Below are 25,228 nucleotides of genomic sequence, written 5' to 3' on the forward strand. Positions count from 1 at the left end.
TCCTCCTCCGCCATTCTCATTTATCCTATGACGTTCCAAGGGAGTCCGCTTGGAGGCTCCGGCTTTTATTGTGTCATGATTTTGTTTACGGGCCTGCCGGGTTTTGTAAAAGCTGGCTCGCGGACGGACGCTTTTCTCGAAACATCCTGTAATAGACGAGGGAGGACAAAATATAGAAAACACCTGTCATGCTAAATGTGATGGCATAGCCCCAGTAGTTGCCATAAGTTGTAACCAGATAGGCTTGTACAAGTCCCATACCTGCGGTGCCTAGCATCCAGGTCGTCTGGAGAATGGAGTTGGCAATGCCACGATTTTTATCTGACACACGTTCGACGAGAATGGCGGTTTGCAGCGGATTGGCTGCATTCATTAGCGCTTGCCTGAATAGAAAGCTGATGGAAGCGATCCATAGCACGTTTGTAAAGCCTGTAATGAGAAGGAACGGTAGCGAAAGCAGTTGGAAGCCAACTACAGCTCTGACTAGACCAATTCGGCTGCCGAGGGTAGGTCCGATCAACATGGAGAGGATGGTCATGAGCTGGCCGAGTGCAATCAGTAAACTCATTGCGCTGAGCGATACGGAGAAGCGGTTCGTAAAATACAAATTAAGATACGGGATGACCAGACCTGAACCCAGTCCAAGAAAAAACTGGGCCAGAACAAATTGTCCAATAACCCGGCGATCAGAAGCAGCAGTAGGTGTCTCCGAGGCAGGGATATCGGATGTACTGTGCGGCGTCTGTACTTGTTCTGTTTGAGATGAAGATTCGGCAGGAGCTGGTGCTTCTACGGTTGCCGTAGTTTTTGTGATGAACAATAGAGGAATAAAAGCAGTCAATGTTGCCATTCCTCCAAGGAACAGAGCAACCCGCAGACTGGATAGCGGTGTGATTCCCCACGTCTGCAGCCCATCTGCGAGTACGCCACCCCCGAAGCTGCCCAGGACTTGGGCTGCCAGTACAAGAGCTGAGTAATAGCTGAATATTTTTAAACGTTGGGCTTTGCTTATGCTTTCTGCTAAAAAAGGCACGGCCAGCACCTGAATAAAGGCGGCGAATACACCTGAGATTACGGCAAATACCAACATGCTTCCGCTGGTATCTGTAAAGGTACGGGCGAGAAAGGCCAGGCCGCTGAATAATGCACCGATGACCAGCATATTTTTGCGGCTCGTCCGATCCCCCAAAAATCCGACCGGAATGAACAGCAACGCCGTCGCCAGCGCCTGCATGCTGACCACCCGGCCGTTCATATCATCATCAAAGCCAAGCCCTTGGATATACAGGTTATACAGTACAGAAAACATTCCCGTGCCCATCTGGTACAACAGATTGGCCATAAAAAACAATCGGATATTACGCGGCCACTTTCGGGGCTCTTCTAACATTTTGCTAGTCCATGACACGATGAGTTCCTCCTGTGACGTGTTGCAAATAAGTTAATACTGTTGATATGTATTCTATCAGGAACTGTACATTTCATAAATATTCCTGATCTTCGCTTGTTTTGGGTAATAATAAAGCATGGACTTTACATTGAATTTTCATTATAGTAATTCGGTATGAATAAATTTGAAAGGTAAGCAGGAGGGATGGCTTTGGCTTTTGGAGCACGGGTGTTGAAAACGGGAATTGCAGTGACGCTCGCCCTTTTTCTGAGCACGCTTTTGAACACCCATTCGCCTGTGGGGGCAGCGATAGCCGCTATTTTTGCCATGCAACCGTCGATATATAGGTCGTGGCGTTATTTTCTGGATCAACTCCAAACAAGCACACTAGGTGCAATCATGGCATTGCTGGGCGGAATGGTATTTTCGAATGAGCCGATTGCAGTCGGACTCGTATGTGTATTGGTACTTATGATATGTCTGAAAATAAATATGGCTGATACGGTTGGATTGACACTCGTGACCGTTGTTTCTGTAATGGAAGCCTCAGGGGACTGGAAATTTGCGGTGACCCGCTTTGCGCTCACTTTGATTGGGATTGTGTCTGCTTTTGTCATCAATGTTAGCGTTTTTCCCCCGAAACCGAAAAGGCAGTTTATTAATCAGATTCAAAATGTATTTAACAGCATGTCCTTGCTGCTGCGTACTGCCATTTCCGATGAGATTAAGGAGTCTGTCTTTAAAGAGGAAAAAGGAAATCTAGAGGGAGCCATTAAATCGCTGTCGGACAAATATCATTTGTTCGAGGAAGAGCAGAAGAAGCTCAAGCGCTCCAAGTTTAGTCAAACGAGACAAATGGTAGTATACAAACAAATGCTCGGAAGTTTACACAAAGGATATGAGGTACTGGATGCGGTGGAAAGGCACTACTTCCAGTCTTTACGGCCAAAGGGAACGGATGCTTTTTTTGACAGTCACCTGGAGTTGCTGATTCGTTTTCACGAGCACGCTCTACTGAAATTCGAAAATAAGCTAAAACCGAACGAGGACGAAAGTGAATTGTTCCAGCAGGCGAACGGCGAATTTATGAAGCATGCGATTACACGTTTTGACCATTGTCAGGAAGGAATGCTGCGGCTTTCTATTGTGGCTGCGGCCATGTACGACTACGGTCATCAGCTGGAGAGGTTGAGCAGATTGGCCGATCATATTCATCCTGTGGAAGAGAGCAGATAGGCGAATTTTCTAAAAGAAAAGCGACCGCATTCATCAATCAGATGAACGGTCGCTTTTTTATGTAATGAATTCAAGTATGTCAGAACAGGTTAATAGAAGGTTGCCAGAACGCACAAAAAAAGCCCGCTGGTTGCGAACAGGGACTGAACTTGCTACAATAGAGAATGCTCTGTTTTATGGTAAAACCATATGCATAAATTGTGAGTTACACTTCTTTTTACATTATAGCATGTTTCAAAGGATTAGTCAATTTTCCCGGAGCAGGGGGATGCCGCGGGTATGTCCGGGTCCATAATAGAGCATAGTTTGTACGCAAGGGAGCCCTGCGTGGAGCAGGAGGAAACGGAACAGGAGCGATGCCAGTGACTACTGAACAGCAATGGAATGAAGAACAACGAAGAGTAGAAGATGTGACCGCAGTAATTAGCGGGCGTATTCGGAAGCTAGAGACAGAGGTTGGTTCTGTGCGCGGAGATGTCGTCGATATGCGTAAAGACTTCTGGGATGAGGTAACGATCAATTTCAGTGAGGCGGATGATGTGGGCGAGACGTCCACCAGTTTGCGTCAGCAGTCTGAGATTTTGTCTGAGCGGGAACGAAGACACAAGCATTCCACAGAGGCGTTAGGTCGTTTGAAAAAGTTGCTTGATTCACCGTATTTTGCACGCATTGATTTTGCTGAGGAAGGGCAGACTGCGGAACGTGTTTATCTGGGGATTGCCTCCCTGCTTGATAATCAAGATGAGGAATTTCTGATCTATGACTGGCGCGCGCCTATTTCCAATCTTTATTACGATAACATGCCGGGTCCCGCTTCTTATAAAACTCCGGCAGGGGAGATGGATGGAGAGCTCACGCTTAAGCGTCAATTCTCGATCCGTGATGGACAAATTCGTTTTATGTTCGATACAGGGGTGACGATTGGAGACGAACTTCTTCAAGCCGTATTGAGCCGCAGCTCGGATGCTCAAATGAAAAGTATTGTCGCTACCATTCAAAAGGAGCAGAATCGAATCATCCGTGATGACCGAAGCCGTATGCTTATTGTTCAGGGAGCGGCAGGAAGTGGCAAAACCTCTGCAGCGCTTCAGAGAGTAGCGTATTTGCTGTATAAGTATCGGGATCGCTTGCGAGCGGATCAGGTCGTGTTATTTTCGCCAAACCCGATGTTTAACAGTTATGTTTCGACGGTATTGCCTGAATTGGGTGAGGAAAATATGCTTCAGGCCACGTTTCAGGAATATTTGGAGCGGCGTTTGGGCCGGGAGTTTCAGTTAGAAGATCCCTTTGAACAGCTGGAATATGTGCTTTCAGCGTCGTTACTGCCTGGGTATGAAGCCAGGATGGAAGGTATCCGTTTTAAATCGTCTAAGACGTTTTTACATGTGATTACAGGCTACAAGGCGTATTTGGAGCAGGAGGGCATGCGTTTTAAACCCATCCGCTTTCAGGGACGTGAGGTGGTTTCAGTAGAGCAGATGGCACGCAAGTTTTATGAATTCGACTCTACGGTGCGACTGGCGAATCGATTGGAACTGCTGCGGGATTGGATGCTTAAAGAGCTGGCCCGCTTTGGTAAGGAAGAATGCTCCGCCCCATGGGTGGATCAACAGATGGATCTGATGGAGCCGGAGGATTATCAGCGTGCCTATAACCGTATGCGCCGTAAATCCAAGAATAAGGGCGATACTTTCGACGATTTTGCACGTGAAAGAGAAATATTGGCGCGTATGGTGGTCAGTGACCGCTTAAAGCCTCTGCGCAAATGGATTAAGGCGCTTCGCTTCGTAGATACGACCCGGCTCTACAGCGAGCTGTTTATGAACGAGACACTGTTGAGCCAACTGGCGAATCATGCAGAGCTGCCCGTCAGCTGGGGTGAAATTAGTCGGCAAACCCTGCAACGAATTCAGGCTGGGGAGTTAGCGTATGAGGATGTAACCCCCTTTTTATATTTGCGTGAGCTGATGCTGGGCTTCCGTTCCAATAGCAACATCCGTCACGTCTTTATTGATGAGGCACAGGACTATTCCCCATTCCAACTGGCGTTCTTCAAGCGTTTATTTCCACAGGCTAAAATGACGGCACTGGGTGATTTTAATCAGGCCATCTATGCCCATGCCTCGGTGCTTCAGGATGCAGAACCATTGTATGACCTGTATGGAGCAGACCAGACCGAGATGATTTCCCTGACACGCAGCTATCGCTCGACACAGGAGATTGTGGAATTTACCCGGGGGATGGTCGCTGGGGGAGAGCACATTGTACCGTTTAACCGTAAGGGTGAGAAGCCTCTGGTAACCGAGGTGCGTTCACGTGAAAAGTTGCATCAACGGATAGCTGGGAATGTCACTGAATTGTTGGCAGAAGGCTATGAGTCCATCGCGGTGATCTGTAAAAATGCTGACGAAAGCGCGGCAGCCTACGAAGCGCTGGAAGGACAGCTGTCAGTGAAGCCAAAATTAATTAAGAAAACAACCCCCGCTTTTGAAAAGGGGATTCATATCATTCCAGCCTACCTGGCAAAAGGCGTGGAATTCGATGCGGTCCTGATTTATGACGGATCAGCGAAACAATACCAGCGTGAGAGTGAGCGTAAGTTGTTCTACACCGCCTGTACGCGAGCGATGCATTTGCTGCATATTTATAGCATAGGGGAGATTACACCATTCGTGAGTTTACGGGATTCGGATACGTATACCCGCAATGTGGAAGAAAGTGATCGTGTTCTGTAGAGAGGATATTGGCAATCAGCTGGGGACAAATGCCACAGGAACCTTTGCGATGTTTGAATAGATATAGAGTTGGCTGGCATTATGGAGCGTATTCCAGTAACATAAGCAAATAAGCAAAACAGGTAAGAAGCATAAACGGAGGTTACAAACGTAATGGACATGAAGAGTGTATTTCAACGGCCGCCACTGGCGGAGTGTGTACCCGAGTTAGTAGCTACAGCTAGAGGGGAGCGCAAGGCATCACTGGTGATCCGCGGAGGAACACTGGTCAATGTGGTATCGGGCGAGTTGCTGCCGGGCATGTCTATTGCTGTGCAAGGTTCTCGTATCGCTTACGTCGGTAGGGACGTCAGTCATGCGATTGGTGAAGACACCATAATCATTGAAGCGGATGGCCGCTATATGGCACCGGGGTTACTGGACGGACATTGTCACATCGAAAGCACGCAGCTTACGGTAACTGAGTTTGCTAAGGCTGTACTGCCGCTGGGAGTGACGGGTGGTTTTTTTGACCCGCATGAAATTTCTAATGTACTGGGTCTAAAAGGGCTTCGTCTGATGTTGGACGAAGCCCGTACGACACCGCTGGCAGCTTACATGCAGGTGGCTTCCTGCGTGCCGTCCACAGGCCCGGAGCTGGAAACGACGGGTGCCTCCTTCGGCCCGGTGGAAGTCGCAGAAGCGTTAAGCTGGGGCCCGGATATGATCGGGCTGGGCGAAGTCATGAATTTCCCTGGTGTCGTCTATGGAGACGATGTGATGATCGGGGAAATTCAGGCCACGCTGCGCGCGGGCAAGGTGGCGGATGGCCATTTTACATGGGCCTCCGATGATTGGCGACTGCCGGTCTATGCAGCCGCGGGAATTTCGGGCGACCACGAGTGTGTCACGCCCGAGGATGTAGCTGAGCGTATCCGGCTCGGCATGTATGCCAAGATGCGGCAAGGTTCCGCATGGCATGATGTGGCCGAGACGATCCGCGCCAGCACGGAAATGGGTCTCGACACGCGCCGCATGATGCTGGTAACGGATGACCGCAGCGCAGAATCCTTGCTCCATGAAGGGCAGATGGACTTCGTTGTGCGTCATGCCATTGCACAGGGCGTCAAGCCCGTAACCGCGTTTCAGATGGCTACGCTGAATACGGCAGAGCGCTTCGGCGTGGCACGGGACATCGGCTCGATCATTCCGGGTGCGATTGCCGACATTATTTTGCTTGATGGCCGATTGGCCGAAGTGAATGTGACGGCTACCATCGCAGCGGGCCAGCTGGTGGCCGAGCACGGTCAAATGGTCGCCGATTGGGACGGATTCGTTTATCCTGCGGAAGTAATGGACACGGTCCATCTGGGACGAGAGCTGAGTGCAGCAGATTTCCGCATTGCGGCTCCAGTACAGGAGGGGAACGTACCCGTACGGGTGATTCGTGTTACGGAAAATCACGTGGACACGAAGGAAGTGCGGATGACCGTTCCGGTGCGTGATGGTGAAGTTGCATCAGATCCTGCGCAGGATTTGTGCAAAATCGCCGTTTTCGAGCGACATCATGCCAGTGGCAGTCACGCGGTCGCACTTGTGACAGGTGTCGGCTTCACTGAGCCGGCTGCGATTGCCATGACCGTCGCGCATGATAGTCACAACCTGCTCGTCATTGGTAATGATGACGAGCTCATGACCCAGGCGGCGAAGCAGGCTGTTGGCCTGCGTGGTGGCGTGGTGGTCGTATCCGCCTCGGGTGAGACGCGCTTCCCGCTGCCTATTGCCGGGCTGATGTCACCAGCTCCGTTTGCAGAGGTGGCAGCGCAGTCCGAAAGTATCAGCCGCGCGCTTCAGCAAGCCGGCTGCATGCTGAACAACGCGCTGATGACACTGTCACTGCTCGCACTGGTCGTTATCCCTGAAATCCGCCTGTCGGATCAGGGGCTTGTCGTGATTGGAGCGGATGGTATTCGCAAGGTATCTCTTTTCGTGGAAGAGGATGCTGCGGAAGTCTGAAAGAACACGTTGCTGGGGTTGTCCTGCGGGTCTGTCCAGACCTAAGGGATAACCCCTGTTTTTCATATACGAAGCCATAAAAGTTATCTTCGATTTCTTTATAAAAGTCAAGGAGCGGTGGGCAGATGCATCCCTATTATCGTTCACTAGAAAAAATGGCTCATCATGCCTCGATTATAGAGCAGGATTGGAACAGGTTTGTAGAGCAAACCCGTGTGAAGCATGTTCAGCAGGGAACGGTTCTCATTGAAGCAGGTGAGCTTGTGAAACATGCCTATTTTTGTTCAGAGGGATTATTCCGTTTATTTTATACATTAGCAGATGGCAGAGAATATAATGTCGGTTTTTCGCCAGAAGATGATTACGTAACCTCTTATGGGGCTATGATCCAAGAAGAAGCCTCCACTTTTTCGATTGAGGCAATGGAAGATTCGGTTGTCATTGAAATTCCATATCACGTATTGAAGGAGCTTATGGATACAAGCCATATGTGGGAAAGATTCGTGCGCAAGAGTGTAGAGAGACTTTACATTCGAAAAGAGGAGCGGGAACGCGAATTATTGTACCTCTCCGCTAAGGAACGTTATCACGCTTTTCTCCTCAAATACCCCGGATTGGACAAGCGAGTTGCCCAATATCATATAGCTTCTTACATAGGCGTCTCCCCTGTGTCACTTAGTCGTTTGCTGCGTAGTGATCCGCATTAACCTATGTTAATGCGAATTTGTAGACAAGCAGCGTACAATAACGATACATCATTCAAGCTTCACCAAAAAAGGAGATAGGCATATGCGTTATATGATGATTGTATTATTGGAATTCTACCCTTCCTGGTTGGCTCTTCCTCGGGAGGAACGTCGAAAACATGCGGGGACCTTGCAGGCTACCATTCAAAAGTATAACGAACAGGTTCAGGTTCGGTTTTTTGATGCAGAAGCATTGCCTGGAAAGGACTACACCGATTTCGTCGTTTGCGAAACAGAGGATATGAAGCAATATCACTATATGTGGGAAGAAATTCGCGATTCGGAGCCGTATACCAAAGGATACATGAAGATTAAAGATGTAGTGATGGGTATGGAAAATGCATTTCAGTCCTATGAGTCAGAAATCCTACAGATGGAAAAATAACCGTCATTCCGCTTTCTATGTAAAATGAAGAGTTCATCTTATATACGGTTAATAAAGGCGAATTCCTGTGCTGCTTATGTTCAGCTGGGAATTTGCCTTTTATCTTTTGGAGACGAAAAAAGTGTAATAAGAAAAACCACATTATACAGTTGTGTTACTTATGATCTTCAGAAAACCGTTCTTCCCAGCGGTAAACATTAACTGATTAATGGATTTTCTTGCGGTATCATTAAACAAATACCACTCATCTTTCGATACGTCATGAACTAAAATCTCTGGATATTCTGTTGAAAGTTCAGATGGAACAGGACTAATTAAAGAATAAATATCAAAACGGACTAAGCTTTTCCCTTTTTTGTCTAAAAAATCATATTGTGCATTTTTATAATAAGACCCAAGTGTGTCAATAGTGAAGCTCCAAGAGTAGTTTGCAGGTGCTTCAACCTTTTCACCTATGTTGTTTGCAAAAATACTATAGATGGTTTCATTAAATGCATTTCCATTAATTTGCTGAACTACGCCGCCCATAAACATATGGTATTCATATTGCAATGCTTTTACTTGTACACCGTCTATGAACAGTGGTTTAGTATCAACAGTCACTGCAAGGTTGCTGTAATTGACATTGCAGCCAAACGTCTCTGCAATAAAACGAAGTGGAACATATATGCGATTGTTTTTCGTGTATGGTTTTACATCAAGCAGTATCTTTTCGCCGTTTTTCTCCGCTGTACTTCTATTTATTGCTAATTTCACTTTCATATCGCTTTTAGCGAGAATAACCTCGGAATTGGACCATTCGACGCTAGCCCCCAAACTTTCACTAATAACACGTAGAGGTACCATTAAACGGTTGTTCTTCATTTCGGGCTTCACATCGGATGTAGCAGTCACACCGTCAACTTTGATTTGATTTTCTGCTGCATAAGTAGTGGATGATGAAATAAATAAAAAGATTGCAAGAAAAACCCAAAAGAATGCTTTGTTCATAAATGATTGCCCCTTTTTTGATTAAATTTGTTGTGAAGTAACTTTCCCCCATATTAAGACGCGATTGGATAAAATTTGTTGTGCTGTCTTGTCTGTTAACTTAACGTAACAACCTGTTTGTACTATTATTTAACTTCCGGTATTTACCAACGAAAAACTTCTAACCTTCGCGAAGGATTATGTCGATAACATTGAATATTGTTCATAAATTTTATGAAAGCAAATCCTTAGGGGGGAAGTTAATGAGAAAACAGCTAAAAGTTGCGATTTCTCTAGCATGTTTAATTATGTTTATAGGTTGTTCAGCTTCACCATTATCACAGCAGACGACCAAGATTACACTTTTGAATTCTAAATCTGAAATAAAAACCCAGTTAGAGGAAGTAGCAAAACAATACAATCAAGAGCACCCTGAAGTATCTTTAGAAATTATAACCGCTCCTGAGGGGACGTCTGCATATCAAAAGCTGATGTCGATGTACGGCTCAGGAAGTCCAGCTACCATGTCGATGCTTGATCCAGGCGACACGCAGACATTCCTGGATAAAGCTGTTGATTTAAGCAAAGAAAAGTGGGTAGCTGATACGATAGAAAATGGACTTGACGCCGTTAAGAAAAGTGATGCTGTGCTGGGGTTTCCATTTGCAGTGGAAGGCTACGGATTAATTTACAATAAGAAAGTGCTGGACAAAGCAACAGGGGGGGCTTTTGATGCTTCCTCGGTAAAAAGTAGAAGCAACCTGAACTCATTAATGGCTAAAATTCAGAAGACGGGAGTAGCACCGGTCATGCTTTCACCAATGGACTGGTCTCTCGGCTCACATCTTTTAGCTTTATCTTATTCTGTTCAGCCTGGGGGCTTTCCGGAGTTTGTTAAGGGTATGCAGGATAACTCCATAGACATGTCCCAAAATAATGTAATGTCTGGATGGGTACAAACTTTAGACCTGCTCAAGGATAACAGCATCAATAAGAATTCGCCTTTGGACAGCACGTATGACGATGGAGCCAAAGCATTAGGAGAGGGAAAAGTGGGGCTTTGGTTTATGGGCAACTGGGCTTGGGCTGGGATTAAGAGTAATGATACAGCAAATGAGGAATACGGTTTCTTGCCCCTTCCGTTAAGCGATAATACGGATGACCCTAACAATGCTAAGATTACAGTCGGTGTAACAAAGTATATTTTCATTGACTCCACAGCTACCACACCTCAGGAGCAAGAGGAAGCAAAGAAGTTTCTGGACTGGCTGGTATACGACAAGTCCGGACAAGATTTTCTGGTAAACAAGGCTAATACGGTACCTGCGTTTAAAAATATTGATTTAGAGCCTGCCGATCCTTTGGGACGATCAATCAAGTCGTATATCTCGACCGGAAAGACACTACCGTTTATGGCAACCCTCCCACCTGATCATGGGGGCATCACAGGAGCATCTATCCAAAGCTATATCAGTGGAAAGATAGATAAAGCTGAGCTGTTGCGCCAAATACGCATATACTGGAAAGCTCAGCAGTGATGATACGAGACCAGTTACGGGAGGAAGATAAAGATGTTTAAATTAACGTTAAAGAAAAAAATAATTAGTGCAGCGCTCATACTGGTTATCGTACTGTCCCTTTCAAGTGTTATAGGCGTCATTAAGATGTCGGAAATGGGTGAGGCTTCTGACAAGGTAAATAACAGGTCTTTACCCGCGGTTATTCTTCTTCAAGGTATGGATAAGCAGATTACAGAAATTGATAGACTCACCGTTCGATTGATACTTGAAGAGGATGCGGCTGTTCGCAGTACTTATCAAGAAGAACTAACCAAAGCTACAGCTTCAATGGATAAGAGTGTAAATGAATATCAAAGTTTAGCCTCTACGGCAGAGGAAAAAGAACTGTTCACCAACTTTTATGGTCAGTGGGCAATGTATCTTCGCCATCTAAAGGTGGTTTCCGCTGCCATGGAAGAAAACGACAAAGTGATGGCCTACATGATCATTCATGGAAATTCTTCTATTTATAAGGCAGCATTAGAAGATGTAAATAAACTGAAGCTACTTAATGAGCAATACGCAACGGATGCCGCTAATCAATCGAGTCAATCTTACCATTCAGGTAGAATTTTGATGATTTCTCTGACTATCATATGTACGATCCTTGGAATTATCGGTTCTTTTTTACTGGCTCAATCGTTCACTAAGCCCATATTAAAGATAGCGGAACAGATAAAGCTGGTAACGAGGGGGGACCTGCAAGTGGAGCCCCTTAGAGTCCGGTCAAAAGATGAGGTCGGGGAACTGGCATCTGATTTTAATGAAATGTGCGATTCACTGCGCAACCTTTTAAAGGAAGTTGTGGATAATTCCTTGCTGGTTGCCTCTACGGCTGAACAGTTAACGGCCAGTGCGGAACAGACAAGCATCGCTACCGAGCAGATAGCTATAAGTGCCACTCAAGTCGCAGAGGGATCTCAGACACAGCTTACAGATATAGCTGAAACGCTGAATTACACGGTAGACGTTTCTAAAAGTGTAGACAACATAACCAATCGCTTTGTTCATGTGGCTAATCTCACAACCCAAGCACAAGAAAAAGCAAACAACGGGAAAACCCAAATGTCTTCGACTGTCTCCCAAATAAGAGATGTGCATACCAAGGTAACTCAATCCGCTGAAGTGGTAAATATTCTAGGCGAAAAGTCGGCGGAGATTAAACAGATCACAGCTATGATCAGTGATATAGCAGCCCGAACCAACTTGCTTTCACTAAATGCGAGTATAGAAGCTGCGAGGGCGGGAGAGCAGGGAAAAGGGTTTGCGGTTGTTGCTTTTGAAGTACGCAATCTGTCGGCACAAGCAAGTGAAGCAACGGGCAAGATCTCTTCTCTGGTTAATGAAATTGCCTTAAGAACAGATGAAGTTGTGATTTCAATGAATGAAGGCGTTCAATCTCTGAATGAAGGCATGATGCTTGTCGAAGGTGTAGGTAACGTTTTTTCCGAGATTGTAGGTGCCGTTGAAGAAGTGAGCGGTGAGGTGGACACTGCGGCTGTAGAAGCAAGATCCGTAAATGAAGGAACCGTTTCTATGGTGGAATCGATGAAGAAAATTGCTGAAATCTCCGAACGTGCAGCAGATTCTACTCAAACAGTCGCAAGCGTAGTCGAGGAAACAACTGCATCCATGCAGGAAGTGTCTGCAGGTGCTAACATGCTTGCCAAGAGGGCGGAAGAGATGAATCAAACGGTGTCGGTATTCAAGATTTAAAATAAGCTTCAAATCAACTGGAGTTAAGAGCGGCAGCCTTGGACGAGAAAAGAATTCCTAGACTGCCGCCGTTTTGTTAAGCTCAAACCATTAGATTACGAATGAACGGCTTCAGCTTTTTTGGCTGCTCTTTTCAGATCCTGTTTACGGCGTTCCTCCAGATACCGCTCTCCATTCTTCTTGTCTGCTGTCAGTGTAAAGCAGGATATGATGGTGAATAGGCCTGCAATGGAACCCAGAATTACATAAGTAATCGGGAAATTTAATACTTCATACATATGCCCCACAATGGGCGAGAAAATGGAAACTACCAGGGAGCCCATAAACAAATACAGTAGATACATGGTGGAGGACAAGCGCTGGTCAAAGTTAACGGTAATGTATTTGAAGATGGCTACCAGAATAAGCGGTTTCTCCAGGGAGTGAATCATCTTCATTGCAGCTACCCATATGGAACCGAATGGCAGCGAAGAGCCAATAATACGCAAAGACATAATCGAGCCGGCAATAATTAATGCCCATTTGGCGGTCGTTTTGTTCACAAACCAAGGGGTAACGAAAAGGAACACAAATTCCAGGAAAACCTGCACAGCGCTCAAATCGCCAAGGAATTGATTTCCTTCCGCTTTGGAACTGAACTGCGATACGAAGTATGTGGCAAACTGTTGGTCATATACCTCATAAATTTGGGTCACGCCAACCATGAATAGCATAAGAAACCAGAACTTTGTGGTACGTACGAGATGCAGCACATCAATGAGCTTCAATGATTCTGTTTTCTGCTGCTCCTGTCCAGAAATTTCGACTTTGGTTAGGAAGATGCAGATCATGGCAACTACGGCAGATACGGAGGCAATCCAGAAGGTCAGATTTACATTGATATTGATGACTCGTCCTGCAACAAAAGTAGCCGCCGCCCACCCAAGTGAACCCCACATACGAACCCGGCCATATTCAAAGCCATATTTACGCGAAACTTTGTCCATATACGAATCGACGACACCGTTACCTGCATTAAATACCAGGCCGATAAATAGCGCACCAACAATGGCACCAATGACGAACTGCGTTTGAAGCAATGGACCGTATACATAGATAAAAAAGGGTCCAACGAGCAAAAGGATTGTAAAGAGTATGTACAGTAGATGTTTTCTCAAGCCCAGCTTGTCAGATAAGTAACCGAACAGGGGCTGCATGATCAAGGCCACGATTGAGTTAGCCGCGTATAGAAATCCCGTGTAGGTTTCTGAAATTCCCAGGCTTTGTCCCAGCCAAATGACAAAAAAAGACATGGCAGCAGACCATGTAAACAGATAAGCGAAGTTAAAAATACTCAGAGACCAATAGTTGCGTTTTGCCAAATTCATCATGTTTAAGCACCCCTTCAAATTGTAGCCGCTCAATGAGTTGTTAACGTCAACGTCAATATGCATTGTCTATACTATTAATTGTAAGGAGTATTCATTTGCTTCCATAGGGCATTTTCCCAAGATTTCCTGTGCTTATTTCAATCAGTTGAGGATTCGAATAAAACAGCAGATCCTGATATGGATTAAATTGGGGCTCAAACTATTTTAAATATGTTGAAGAGGAATTCTGCATCTTGTAAGAAATAAGTCCTAAGTGTAAAATTCCCTTATAGTTCATTAGACTCACTGAGTTCTTTCTGCAAGTACAAAGTTACTTGAAACACTGATCGTATATAGAGTATTGTGTAACGATGAGTTAAGACGAAACCCACTCATCCTAAAGGCACAGGTTAGAACGAAAGCACGAGGATTACATACGCTAGCCAATCAGATACCGTTCTTTGGATGTAACAATGGGCTACGTCCCTATTAACATATATTATACAATTTAAAAAGAAAACGAATAAAAACAAAATATTGTGAGTTCGTGGTTGGAGGATTTATTATGTCTAAAAGTGTTTCTACGTCCTTTATTATCATTATAGGATCAATGCTATTTGCCTTATTTTTTGGCGCGGGGAATCTAATCTTTCCACCTATGCTTGGGCAAATGGCCGGAAAGAATGTATGGATAGCCAATGCGGGTTTCTTGGTTACCGGTGTCGGCTTACCATTACTAGCCGTCACAGCCTTTGTTTTTTCGGGCAAAAGCAATTTGCAAACTTTAGCGAGTCGTGTACATCCTGTATTCGGTCTTGTCTTTACAACAATCCTTTATCTAGCCATCGGGCCTTTGTATGCAATTCCTAGAACCGGTAGTGTGTCATTTGAAATTGGAGTAAAGCCTTTTTTTTCAGACAATGCAGATCATCCTGTCGCACTTTTTGTATTTACTATCCTTTTTTTTGCAGTTGCATGTTTGTTGTCACTTAATCCTACAAAAATTATTGATGTCATCGGAAAGTTCCTAACACCCATTAAATTGACATTCATTGGATTACTTGTGATTGTAGCTATTATTCACCCAATAGGAAAATTCCAAGAACCTGCGGAGGGTTATACATCCAATGTCTTTTTTAAAGGCTTTCAAGAGGGTTATTTAACATTGGACGCTCTTGTAGCCTTTATTTTTGGAATTATCATTGTGAATGCGATTAAGGATAGAGGGGTTAATACAAAAAAAGAGCTGATGATCATTTGTGGCAAAGCGATAGCAATTGCGGTTATACTCTTAGCTTTTATCTATACGTCTCTTTCATACATGGGAGCTTCTAGTGTTGAAAAACTGGGCATTTTAGGAAATGGTGCTGAGGTGTTAGCTAAGGTTTCCTCCTATTATTTTGGATCTTATGGATCTATTCTATTAGGCTTAATGATTACAGTAGCGTGTTTAACGACAAGTGTGGGGCTTATCACTTCCTGCTCTTCCTTTTTTCATGGATTATTTCCAAAAGTCTCTTACAAAAGAGTCGCTCTCATGTTATCTATATTTAGTATCCTTGTAGCCAACATAGGTTTAACACAGCTCATTAAGGTTTCAACGCCAGTATTAATGGCAATATATCCTATTGCTATTTCTCTAATATTTTTAACTTTTTTACATCCCGTATTTAAAGGAAAGTCAGAAGTATATCAAGGCAGTTTGATATTAACCTTTATCATTAGTTTATTTGATGGCTTGAATGCTGCTGGAATAAAAATTAATGTAATTAATGATTTTTTCACCCATTTTCTCCCATTATATAATGTAGGGTTAGGGTGGTTAATTCCCTCTGTTTTAGGAGGTGTAGCTGGCTACATATTTACTAAATTAAGAGGAAGAAAAATAATTTTAGTACTTATGAAGCCCAAAAAAAACAAATAATTTATCCTATGCATATCAGTCTGTTATATAAGGGACAGCAAGCGCCTGATCTGCTTCGTGCTGCTTACGGTACTGCGAAGGGGTCAGGCCTTTCCATTTTTTAAAGGTCGCAATAAAGTAGCTTAGATTGTCAAATCCAACATCCAGCGCAATATCAACCACTTTTCGATCACTTTGCTCCAACAACCTGCAAGCCTTTTGAATCCGATGATAGTTGATATATTCTACCGGGCTTTTCTGAACCATCTGCTTAAAAAAACGGCAGAAATGTCCCTCGCTCATTCCAATCTCATCTGCGATTTCCCGTAAACGTATAGGCTCATGAGCATGACTGTTGATATACGCCAACGCTTTTTTGATCCGTTCAACTTTGTTGCGCTGACCCGCCATAATCACATCCTCTCCGTTAGCGGGAGTCATGTGTGGGTACAGGCAGGCGATCATGCTATAGAGCTGTGCCTTGGTCGCCAGTTCACGGGCAGGCGCATTCTTTTCATGGCTGGTGATAATGTATCGCAATGCAGCCAGCACCTCTTGCTCCCAGAGCTGCACGCCGCGAATGTGGGGGGGAGGGACAAGCTTTTTACTGATAAATGGGTCAATAAACTGCGTCTGCACCGTATCCTGCGTGCGGCTGTGCAGTATGTCGGGGTGAAACACCACCGCAGAAAATACACAGCGAGGACTTTTTTGTAAATAACCGGCGTGAAGCTCGCCACTGTTTACAAAAAGGGCTTCACCTTCGCTAACCTCCGTATAGACCATATCCGTCTGAAATACAGCGGTCCCTTGTTCCACTACGATAAACTCCATTTCCTCATGCCAATGGGACTCCAATATACTATTTCCGTTCAATTGCTCTACGCTCGGATATACGCTGACTGGATACATGGGATTGCCGTGAATGCGGTTTTCTCGTAACATTTCCCTTTGCATTTCAATGATTCCTTTCGGCAAACTGATTTATATAGAAAACATCAAAATATTGATACAAAACGTCAAAATAAAAGAAGTAAACCCTTACATAAATCAATATTATTATAGTAAGGATTTCGAAAAAATCCAACAAGCGATTTGGAATCAAGAATATAAAGATTGAGACGGAGGAAGGAATAGATGAAATTTACTGATGGCTATTGGTTGGTTCGCAAGGGCTATGAAATACAAAATCCTGCTGAAATCCGTGATATCGTGACGGACGATGCTTCCATGACGGTATATGCAGCAACCCACCGGATCGAGCATAAAGGAGATACACTGAACGGAGCGTTGCTGAAAGCGACCTACAGCTCGCCTATGCCGAATGTCATTCGGGTACGTCTAAACCACCATAAGGGACGGGTGCATCAGGGACCGGATTTTGAAATTCACACCTTGCCAACAGAGGTAGGCATTACGGTGGATGAGGACGCAGCGGTACTGAAAAGCGGCGATCTGAGTGTGCGAGTCGGTCGTGGAAAGAGCTGGGACGTAGGCTTTTATGTCGAGGATCGCAGAGTCACAGGTAGCGGACATCGGGGACCAGGCTATATTACAGACCCGCAGGATCAGCCTTTTTTTCGGGAACAGCTGGAGCTGGGCATCGGTGAGTACGTATACGGACTCGGAGAGCGTTTCACTCCGTTCGTAAAAAATGGCCAAGTGGTCGATATCTGGAATGAAGATGGCGGGACCAGCAGTGAGCAGGCCTATAAAAACATTCCATTTTATCTATCTAATAAAGGGTATGGTGTGTTCGTCAACCATCCGGAAAAGGTATCCTATGAGATTGCATCGGAAAATGTATCAAAGGTTCAGTTTAGCGTCTCCGGCGAATCGTTAGAGTATTTTATTATTGGAGGAGCTAACCCTAAAGAGGTACTGGACAATTACACCAAGCTGACGGGTAAGCCTGCATTACCACCAGCCTGGACTTTTGGTTTGTGGCTGACCACTTCGTTCACAACAGATTACGATGAAGCCACAGTGAATCATTTTGTGGACGGGATGGCTGAGCGAGATCTGCCACTCTCGGTATTCCATTTTGACTGCTTCTGGATGAAGGAATACCAATGGTGCGATTTCCAGTGGGATCAAGACATGTTCCCAGACCCGGAAGGCATGCTGCAAAGATTGAAGGCAAAGGGGCTCAAAATTTGTGCATGGATCAATCCGTATATTGCTGAGAAATCCATTTTGTTTGATGAAGGCATGGAGAATGGTTATCTGGTCAAAACCGCCGATGGTGGCGTGTGGCAATGGGATATGTGGCAGGCGGGGATGGGGCTGGTTGACTTCACGAATCCGGCTGCAGTCGCCTGGTACCAGGATAAGCTGAAGGTGTTAGTAGATCAGGGGGTAGATTGCTTCAAAACTGATTTTGGCGAGCGCATCCCTACCCATGTGGTATATCATGACGGATCTGATCCGATGAAAATGCATAACTATTATACGCATTTGTACAACAAGGCTGTATTTGATGTGCTGGAGGAAAAGCTGGGTAAAAATGAAGCCGCGTTATTTGCACGTTCCGCTACAGCCGGGGGGCAACAGTTCCCGGTTCACTGGGGAGGAGACTGCTCGTCGACGTATGAGTCGATGGCGGAATCCTTACGAGGCGGTTTGTCGCTTGGTTTGAGCGGCTTCGGTTTCTGGAGCCATGATATTAGCGGCTTTGAGTTAACGGCTGCGCCGGACGTATACAAACGGTGGGTACAATTTGGACTTCTGTCCTCCCATAGCCGTCTGCACGGAAACGAATCCTATCGCGTGCCTTGGCTATTTGACGAAGAATCAGTGGATGTGGTGCGTAGCTTTACAAAACTCAAATGCTCGCTAATGCCATACCTGTATCCTTCTGCTGTGGAATCCTCGGTAAAGGGACTGCCGATGATGCGGGCTATGGTATTGGAATTCCCGCAGGACCCAACCTGTGCAACACTGGATCTGCAATACATGCTGGGGGATTCCATTTTGGTAGCCCCAATCTTTAATAAAGAAGGCAATGTACAGTATTATGTACCAGAAGGTCAGTGGACAAATTTACTTACGAATGAGAGCGTGTCAGGTGGTCGTTGGGTCAACGAGCATCATGATTTTACAACTTTGCCTTTGCTCGTGAAGCCGAACACACTGTTGGCAATCGGTCATGAGGACAGTCGTCCGGATTATGATTATGCTGATCAAGTGGCGCTTCATTTGTTTGAGCTTGGTGAGGGGCAACAGGCTCGAACGGTTATCGTGAATACGTCAGGTGAAGAAGAGTTAACGGTTATTGCCAGCCGCAAGGATTCTGTCATTACAGTGAAGGCAGAAGGTGCTGTTAAACCATGGTCGATCGTCCTGCGCGGTATCCACGAGGTTGTTCAAGTGGAGCAAGGCAGCAGCCAGTCGGGAGAACAGGGTGTAATTATTACACCAGCTTCCAGTGGACAGCAAGAGCTTACGATTCACTTGGGCTAGGTAAGGCGCTAGAAAGTGGATGAAGTATGTCACAATGTAGCGATTATATGTAAAGAAAGGGCTTGCCTGATCCAACAGGCAAGCCCTTTTTGATGCAGATTTTTGATAGAATCAGTTGCAACTTTTAGCATTGGTTATCTACTCCTATCCATTCTGCTGGAGTAGTAGCGGTACAATATACTGCCGGAAAATATCCACAGGAGTCCGTTTCTTTTTGAATTTATCGGCGGTAACGACAACAACCATGTCATACGACGGGACGACAACAATATATTGCCCACCAAAGCCGAGAGCGTAAAAATAGTCCGTTTCACCTCCTGTATCTGTTCCATCTGAAAAGGAAGAAGTCCACCAGTGCCATCCGTAAAATGCTTTTTGTGGTTTGGCAGCAGGGAGAAACGGACGGGTTGAATATCGAACCGTCTCTGCTTGGATGATCTGCCGTCCTTCCCAGCCTCCTTCATTCAGGTAAAGCTGCCCGAATTTGAGCATGTCCATTGGCCTGAGATGCAGTCCGAAGCCTCCCGTATGAGTGCCCTGAGGATCGGTTTCCCAATGGTAGCTTTCGATACCGAGCGGTTGGAATAATTGCTGTTCGGCAAATTCAGCAACTGTTTGTCCAGAAACATGACGTAGTATGGTGGCCAAAAGTTGAGAACAGCCAGAACTGTACTCCATTCGCGTGCCTGGCACATCCGATAATGGCTGTGAAAGTACAAATTGCACCCAGTCTGACGTTTTGCTCATGGTAGGAAAAGAGTTTTGTCCGCCAAACTCCGTCCAGTTAAAGCCTGCGGACATCGTCAGCAGATGTTCAATCGTAATATCATGTTTTCGAGAATCACTATCTGTGGCCAACTGGGGAAAGAATTCGAGGATCGGCGTCTCCGGTTTCGGTCCCTGTTGCTGGTTCATAGCGATACTAACTAATGCAGAAATCACGCTTTTGGTGCAGGAATTTATTTTATAGAGTTCGTTAGCAATTTGAGGTTCACGATAGTAATTCAAGATCATGTTACCCTGCTGCTCAATAAGGCAGCTGCGGGTTTCCAACTCGTTAAGCACGTGAATAAGCGGTTTGAGCTCCAGACTGTTCATGCAGATCCTCCTTGAGGCTTATGCTATACCAATACATAGTATATCATTTAAATAGTCTGAAATTCGAAGAGTACAAATTGAAAACAGTTCATTTACCTAATTTTGAATTTTTTTGTTTTTTGATATTAAAAAAGATATATATGTTCACTGAATAGACATAAATATATTTAAAAATCTATACACTATTTTCTATTTCATTCAAAAAAACAATCGAATAAAACGATATATAGTAAGTTGGACATTTTATTCAGAAATAACTGGGGGACCGATTCATGAATTTAACGATTAAGGCCAAAATGATTCTTAGCGCGATACTGATCCCGAGTGTGATTGCAGCAATGCTGCTGACCAATTACATTTTAAGCGTACATAGTGAGAATGAGTACAAGGATATTATGAATCGTGAAGAGGCTATTGCGTATAACTCGAAGTCTCTTCAATTTTTGTTAAACGGCATATCTAATGATGAGCGGGCATATTTGCTAACTCGTGACGAACAGTATGGGAAAGAGATCGGAAACAAGCAAAGTGAAGTTGCAAAGTTGCTACAGGAGACAGAAGCTCTGCTTAGTACAGGCAATGAGGATTCTAGTAAAAAGATGACTGATCTCAAGACGGGGATTAATACCTATATGAATCAAGTTCATCGTTTACTGACTACAGCGGGGTATCAGAGTACAAGAGATGACGCTTTCCCGCCATTTTCTGATTTGCTCGATGATTTTGAAAACGAACGGGTGTTGCGCAAGCAACTTGATACCAAGGTAGTAGCCTTCGTCAAAGCTCAAGAGGATATGGTGACGGTGAAAGTACAGCAAGCGCACCAAACGATGACGAATACATCCTTGATTACGAGTATTGTAGGGCTTCTGGTTATCATTTACAGTATTTTTCAATCCATCGTTCTGATTCGTTCAATTCGTCCATTACACCATATGAATGAGCAACTGTTGGAAATGTCTGAAGGTGGGGGAGATTTGCGTAGCCGACTGGATATTACGTCCAAAGACGAAATCGGTATGATTGCAAGCTCCTACAACAAGCTTATTGAGGGATTCCGCAGTATTATAGTGGATGCTCAGGATACGGCGCGTACATTAACCGTAACCGCAGAACGGGTTAGCGTAAGTACAGAGGAAATGAATCAGGCCAATCGTCATACTTCCGGTGTAATGGAAGAATTAGCGGCTGGTATGGAGCATCAGGTCGACGATATTACACAAACTACAGATACTGTGAAAGAGCTTGCCCACGAACTGGAGCATATTGCAGCTACGAGCCAGCAGGTATATGAGTTGTCTGATACAGCCGCTAAAGATGCAGAAGCAGGGGAACAATCTATAGGTCAGGCTATGCGTCAGATGGAGAAGGTAAGCGAAAGTGTAGACAGCTCTGCACGTGCTGTACGTTCACTTAGTGAACAGGCCGAACAGATTGGCATGATTGGAGCTGTTATTACTGGAATTGCTAAACAGACAGGAATGCTGGCGCTCAATGCGTCGATTGAAGCGGCAAGAGCCGGAGAGCAGGGCAAAGGATTTGCAGTTGTAGCCTCTGAGGTAAGAAGATTGGCCGAGCAGGTATCGGTTTCAGCAGCAGAAATCACACAATTTGTGCAAAATATTCAGGAGCATGTTGGAAATGTCGCTTCCAGTATGCAGACAGGGACGGTTGAAGTGCAGTCTGGCGTAAAGGTCATGCAATCCGCAGAAACCGCATTTCGTCAGATTGGAAGTTCCATTCAACAGGTCAGCGAACAGATTCACAATGTAAACCGGTCCGTAGAACAAATGTCCGGCGGATCAGAGCGAATGGTGGAAGCAGTAGAACGTATTCGTGAAGTAGCAGAGCAGTCGGCAGGAGGAACCCAGAGCGTCAGTGCGGCGGCTGAAGAGCAACTGGCTTCCATGGAGGAAATTGCATCATCTATTCATACACTGGCGGATATGTCGCAACTGCTGAATGCAAGGGTCGGTGGATTTAAAGTGTAGCCGTATAAATCCCCACCAATGTAAACACAATAACATCTGTTGAACAAATCTGAACAGCTGTGTTATTACTTTTGCAAAGGTGGTAACGGGATGCAACAAAATAAGGGGAATCTGCTTGCGTTAGGTTCCATCCCGCTGATGATGACGCTGGGTAATTCCATGCTGATTCCTGTGTTACCGGAAATCGGACGTAAGCTACATGTAAGCTCTTTTCGGATTAGCATGTTGATTACAGTATATGCGGTGGTGGCCATTTTACTGATACCGATTGCGGGCTATCTCTCCGACCGATTTGGCCGTAAGGCGGTGATTGTTCCCTGTCTGATTCTGACAGTGATTGGTGGGGGGATTTCTGCAGCGGGAGCATGGCTGCTTCACGATTCGGCAGCATACTGGACCATTATTGCAGGCCGTCTACTTCAGGGTGCGGGAGCGGCAGGGGCTTTTCCTATAGTCATTCCGCTTGTGGGTGATCTGTACGAGAATGAGGATGAGGCCAGTAAGAACCTGGGGGTCGTCGAGACTTACAACACATTTGGCAAAGTGCTAAGTCCGATACTCGGTGCCGCATTGGGAGCTGTTCTATGGTTTTTGCCACTGGCCGTAATTCCAGGCCTCTGTCTGATTTCGCTCATTTTGGTGCTTTGGCTGATCCATGTGCCTAAGCGTAAGAACCAACCGATTATGTTTCGGGAGTTTGTGGGAAATGTGAAGCGGGTGCTTGCCGAAAAAGGACGTTGGCTCTATGCTATTTTCGCTATGGGCGGCATTTGTATGTTTGTCATTTTTGGCGTCTTGTTCTACTTATCCGACATCTTGGAAAGTCGTTACAACCTCCATGGAGTGTGGAAAGGTTTTGTGTTAGCCATTCCGCTGATTTCCCTCTGTCTGTGTTCTTATGTAGGAGGCAAGATCATCGGCAAGCACAAAAAGCGTATGAAGTGGATCGGTTTTAGTGGTTTGGCCATATTGACGATCAGCTTTGCCATTCTCGGATTTATCCAAAATATTTATGCGGTGATCGGACTGTTTACGTTAGGGGGCGGCGGAATTGGGCTTGCGCTGCCTTGTTTGGATTCTCTCATTACAAAGGGAATTGAAAAAGAGGAACGCGGAACCATTACTGCCCTGTATAGCAGCATGCGCTTTGTCGGGGTGTCACTAGGCCCTCCGGTTGTATCCTTGCTGCTGGGCAGCAGTGGACATGGTCTGCTCTTTGGCGTGATGGCCGCAGTGGGAGGCATTGCAGCTCTGCTGATGCTGTTTGCGGTCAGACCCAAGCAGGATGAACCCACAGATGACAAATCCACGGACCGTATGAGTGTAAATGAGGAGCAAACAAGCGTGTCCCGGGAAAAGCCTCGTTCTCCCAAGCTAAGACGCAAAACTCCTGCGAAATAAATGAAAAAGCACCCATTGTCCATGAAACCATGGCAACGGGTGTTTTTGATAACTAAGCAAGTAAGAGCTAATGTTCATTTGTAAAATATAGTCTACCCTTCTAGAGGGAGATGCGTCTTAGGCTTGCGGCTCACAACGATTTGTATGACATAGATTAGTAAGAACAGTACAACAAACAGCGAGGAAAGACGGTACATCCACGCATAATCACTTGCTTTGGCGATAATGCCAAGTATAAGCGCTCCGGCTGCAACCCCGAAATCGAGGGAATTGAGAAACATACCGTTTGCCATGCCCCTCTGTTTAGGAGACACGACCTGAATCATCCAGGTTTGGAGGGTCGGCTGCATGACACCAAACCCGATACCGTAGCAAAGAGCAGACATATACATGAAGACATCACTGTGTGCGTAGGAAAGCAGGATCAGACCGCCAATTAAAAACAGGGAGCCAGGGATGAGCAGTGCTTTTGCCCCTTTTTTGTCATAAATACGGCCCGAGAAGGGACGCACGATCAGCACGGATACCGCATTAAACAGGAAAAAGTAGGCCGGATGTGCCAGATTTGCTTCATCCCCGTAAAGCGCCATAAAGCCGAGTAATCCACCATATGTGATAGACATCAGCATGTTCAACAAGGCGGGAACCCACAATTTACGGTTAAATGCCGGTTTTCGCCCTTCTTCCAAAGGAACCATAGGTGGTTCGATGTGCCCTTTGGGTAGTGTACGAATCAGCCAGTAAGCCAACGGGAATATCACAACAATTACAGCTGCTGTCGTATAGGCAAGCAGGTTGAAACTCCCGTATTGAAGCATCGAAATGCCGATGGTCGGCCCAATCGACATCGCTAGACTAGTGGACAGACTAAAGAAGCCCATTCCTTCACCGAGACGTTTGGGCGGGATGACGTCAGAGGCCATCGTTGGAAAGGCCGTGCTACTCATACCGAAGCCAATCCCAAATAACATCCGCATGAGCAGAAGCACTGTAATCGTTGGCGAAACACTGTACCCCAGCGTTCCTGCCAATGCAAACAGCAGTCCCACGAAGATCAGGGTACTGCGATGTCCCTTTTCCAGCATACGGGCTGAAAAGAGTCGTGCTGCAATCGCACTTAAAGCGAATAAGGTGGTAACGAGACTCACCTGAACGGAACTAGCGTGGAATGTATTTTTCACATAAGAAGGAATGGAAGATAGGATCATCTGTAATTCCAGAAACAAAAATAAATTGGAAACCGTAAGAACGATAAATTCCTTGGTCCAAAGAGGTTGCTTGCCTTGTTGCATA

The 25,228-nt window shown here is 45.5% G+C and carries 17 protein-coding genes; 11 read left to right on the forward strand and 6 right to left on the reverse strand.

Annotated elements, in window-relative coordinates; all coding sequences use genetic code 11:
- Positions 1–85: 85 nt before the first annotated feature.
- The gene (locus NSS94_RS09720; RefSeq protein ID WP_049816954.1) at positions 86–1,390 is read right to left on the reverse strand and encodes an MFS transporter; all 1,305 of its coding nucleotides are present in this window, start codon (positions 1,388–1,390) and stop codon (positions 86–88) included.
- 204 nt (positions 1,391–1,594) lie between these two features.
- Here NSS94_RS09720 and NSS94_RS09725 point away from each other — a divergent pair, with 204 nt between their 5' ends.
- The 5 genes from NSS94_RS09725 (at position 1,595) to NSS94_RS09745 (ending at position 8,487) form a co-directional block, all read left to right on the forward strand.
- Positions 1,595–2,626: an FUSC family protein gene (locus tag NSS94_RS09725; protein ID WP_175405266.1), complete on the forward strand. Its 1,032-nt coding sequence runs from the start codon at positions 1,595–1,597 to the stop codon at positions 2,624–2,626.
- Between the two features lie 356 nt (positions 2,627–2,982).
- Positions 2,983–5,361 (forward strand): RNA polymerase recycling motor HelD, encoded by a 2,379-nt coding sequence (gene helD / locus NSS94_RS09730; RefSeq protein ID WP_239645170.1) that lies wholly within the window; start codon positions 2,983–2,985, stop codon positions 5,359–5,361.
- A 153-nt stretch (positions 5,362–5,514) separates the two neighbouring features.
- Positions 5,515–7,356, forward strand: a complete 1,842-nt coding sequence (locus NSS94_RS09735) for an adenine deaminase (protein ID WP_069011364.1) — start codon at positions 5,515–5,517, stop codon at positions 7,354–7,356.
- Positions 7,357–7,481: 125 nt separating this feature from the next.
- Positions 7,482–8,063, forward strand: coding sequence for a Crp/Fnr family transcriptional regulator (locus tag NSS94_RS09740; RefSeq protein ID WP_029516774.1), 582 nt, complete (start codon positions 7,482–7,484; stop codon positions 8,061–8,063).
- A gap of 82 nt (positions 8,064–8,145) precedes the next feature.
- Positions 8,146–8,487 carry a darcynin family protein gene (locus NSS94_RS09745; protein WP_341039220.1) on the forward strand — a complete coding sequence of 114 codons (342 nt, stop codon included), beginning with the start codon at positions 8,146–8,148 and terminating at the stop codon, positions 8,485–8,487.
- Positions 8,488–8,628: 141 nt separating this feature from the next.
- Here NSS94_RS09745 and NSS94_RS09750 read toward each other — a convergent pair whose 3' ends face one another.
- On the reverse strand, positions 8,629–9,477 hold the full coding sequence (locus tag NSS94_RS09750; protein WP_341039221.1) for a copper amine oxidase N-terminal domain-containing protein: 849 nt from the start codon (positions 9,475–9,477) through the stop codon (positions 8,629–8,631).
- A gap of 242 nt (positions 9,478–9,719) precedes the next feature.
- Here NSS94_RS09750 and NSS94_RS09755 point away from each other — a divergent pair, with 242 nt between their 5' ends.
- Both NSS94_RS09755 and NSS94_RS09760 read left to right on the forward strand, forming a co-directional pair.
- Positions 9,720–10,994 carry an ABC transporter substrate-binding protein gene (locus tag NSS94_RS09755; protein WP_341039222.1) on the forward strand — a complete coding sequence of 425 codons (1,275 nt, stop codon included), beginning with the start codon at positions 9,720–9,722 and terminating at the stop codon, positions 10,992–10,994.
- A 33-nt stretch (positions 10,995–11,027) separates the two neighbouring features.
- A complete protein-coding gene (locus NSS94_RS09760; protein WP_341039223.1) occupies positions 11,028–12,731 on the forward strand; it encodes a methyl-accepting chemotaxis protein in 1,704 nt (567 codons plus the stop codon).
- A 95-nt stretch (positions 12,732–12,826) separates the two neighbouring features.
- Here the strand turns inward: NSS94_RS09760 and NSS94_RS09765 are convergent, their stop codons facing one another.
- Positions 12,827–14,101 (reverse strand): oligosaccharide MFS transporter, encoded by a 1,275-nt coding sequence (locus NSS94_RS09765; protein ID WP_341039224.1) that lies wholly within the window; start codon positions 14,099–14,101, stop codon positions 12,827–12,829.
- 544 nt (positions 14,102–14,645) lie between these two features.
- On the opposite strand from NSS94_RS09765, the gene brnQ reads away from it, so the two are divergent.
- A complete protein-coding gene (gene brnQ / locus NSS94_RS09770; protein ID WP_069011368.1) occupies positions 14,646–16,004 on the forward strand; it encodes a branched-chain amino acid transport system II carrier protein in 1,359 nt (452 codons plus the stop codon).
- 15 nt (positions 16,005–16,019) lie between these two features.
- On the opposite strand, the gene NSS94_RS09775 is transcribed toward brnQ, so the two are convergent.
- The gene (locus tag NSS94_RS09775; RefSeq protein WP_029516781.1) at positions 16,020–16,940 is read right to left on the reverse strand and encodes an AraC family transcriptional regulator; all 921 of its coding nucleotides are present in this window, start codon (positions 16,938–16,940) and stop codon (positions 16,020–16,022) included.
- A gap of 180 nt (positions 16,941–17,120) precedes the next feature.
- On the opposite strand from NSS94_RS09775, the gene yicI reads away from it, so the two are divergent.
- A complete protein-coding gene (gene yicI, locus NSS94_RS09780) occupies positions 17,121–19,445 on the forward strand; it encodes an alpha-xylosidase (protein WP_341039225.1) in 2,325 nt (774 codons plus the stop codon).
- A 144-nt stretch (positions 19,446–19,589) separates the two neighbouring features.
- Here yicI and NSS94_RS09785 read toward each other — a convergent pair whose 3' ends face one another.
- Entirely contained in the window at positions 19,590–20,543 is a 954-nt protein-coding gene (locus tag NSS94_RS09785) for a serine hydrolase domain-containing protein (RefSeq protein WP_341039226.1), read from the reverse strand.
- A 272-nt stretch (positions 20,544–20,815) separates the two neighbouring features.
- Between NSS94_RS09785 and NSS94_RS09790 the strand changes: the two genes are divergently transcribed.
- Both NSS94_RS09790 and NSS94_RS09795 read left to right on the forward strand, forming a co-directional pair.
- Positions 20,816–22,534, forward strand: a complete 1,719-nt coding sequence (locus NSS94_RS09790) for a methyl-accepting chemotaxis protein (RefSeq protein ID WP_069011371.1) — start codon at positions 20,816–20,818, stop codon at positions 22,532–22,534.
- Positions 22,535–22,624: 90 nt separating this feature from the next.
- Positions 22,625–23,935 carry an MFS transporter gene (locus tag NSS94_RS09795; RefSeq protein ID WP_029516785.1) on the forward strand — a complete coding sequence of 437 codons (1,311 nt, stop codon included), beginning with the start codon at positions 22,625–22,627 and terminating at the stop codon, positions 23,933–23,935.
- 92 nt (positions 23,936–24,027) lie between these two features.
- Here NSS94_RS09795 and NSS94_RS09800 read toward each other — a convergent pair whose 3' ends face one another.
- A complete protein-coding gene (locus NSS94_RS09800; protein ID WP_029516786.1) occupies positions 24,028–25,227 on the reverse strand; it encodes an MFS transporter in 1,200 nt (399 codons plus the stop codon).
- Position 25,228 lies beyond the last annotated feature (1 nt).

Source organism: Paenibacillus sp. FSL L8-0644 (assembly GCF_038008165.1).
Taxonomy (GTDB): domain Bacteria; phylum Bacillota; class Bacilli; order Paenibacillales; family Paenibacillaceae; genus Paenibacillus; species Paenibacillus polymyxa_D.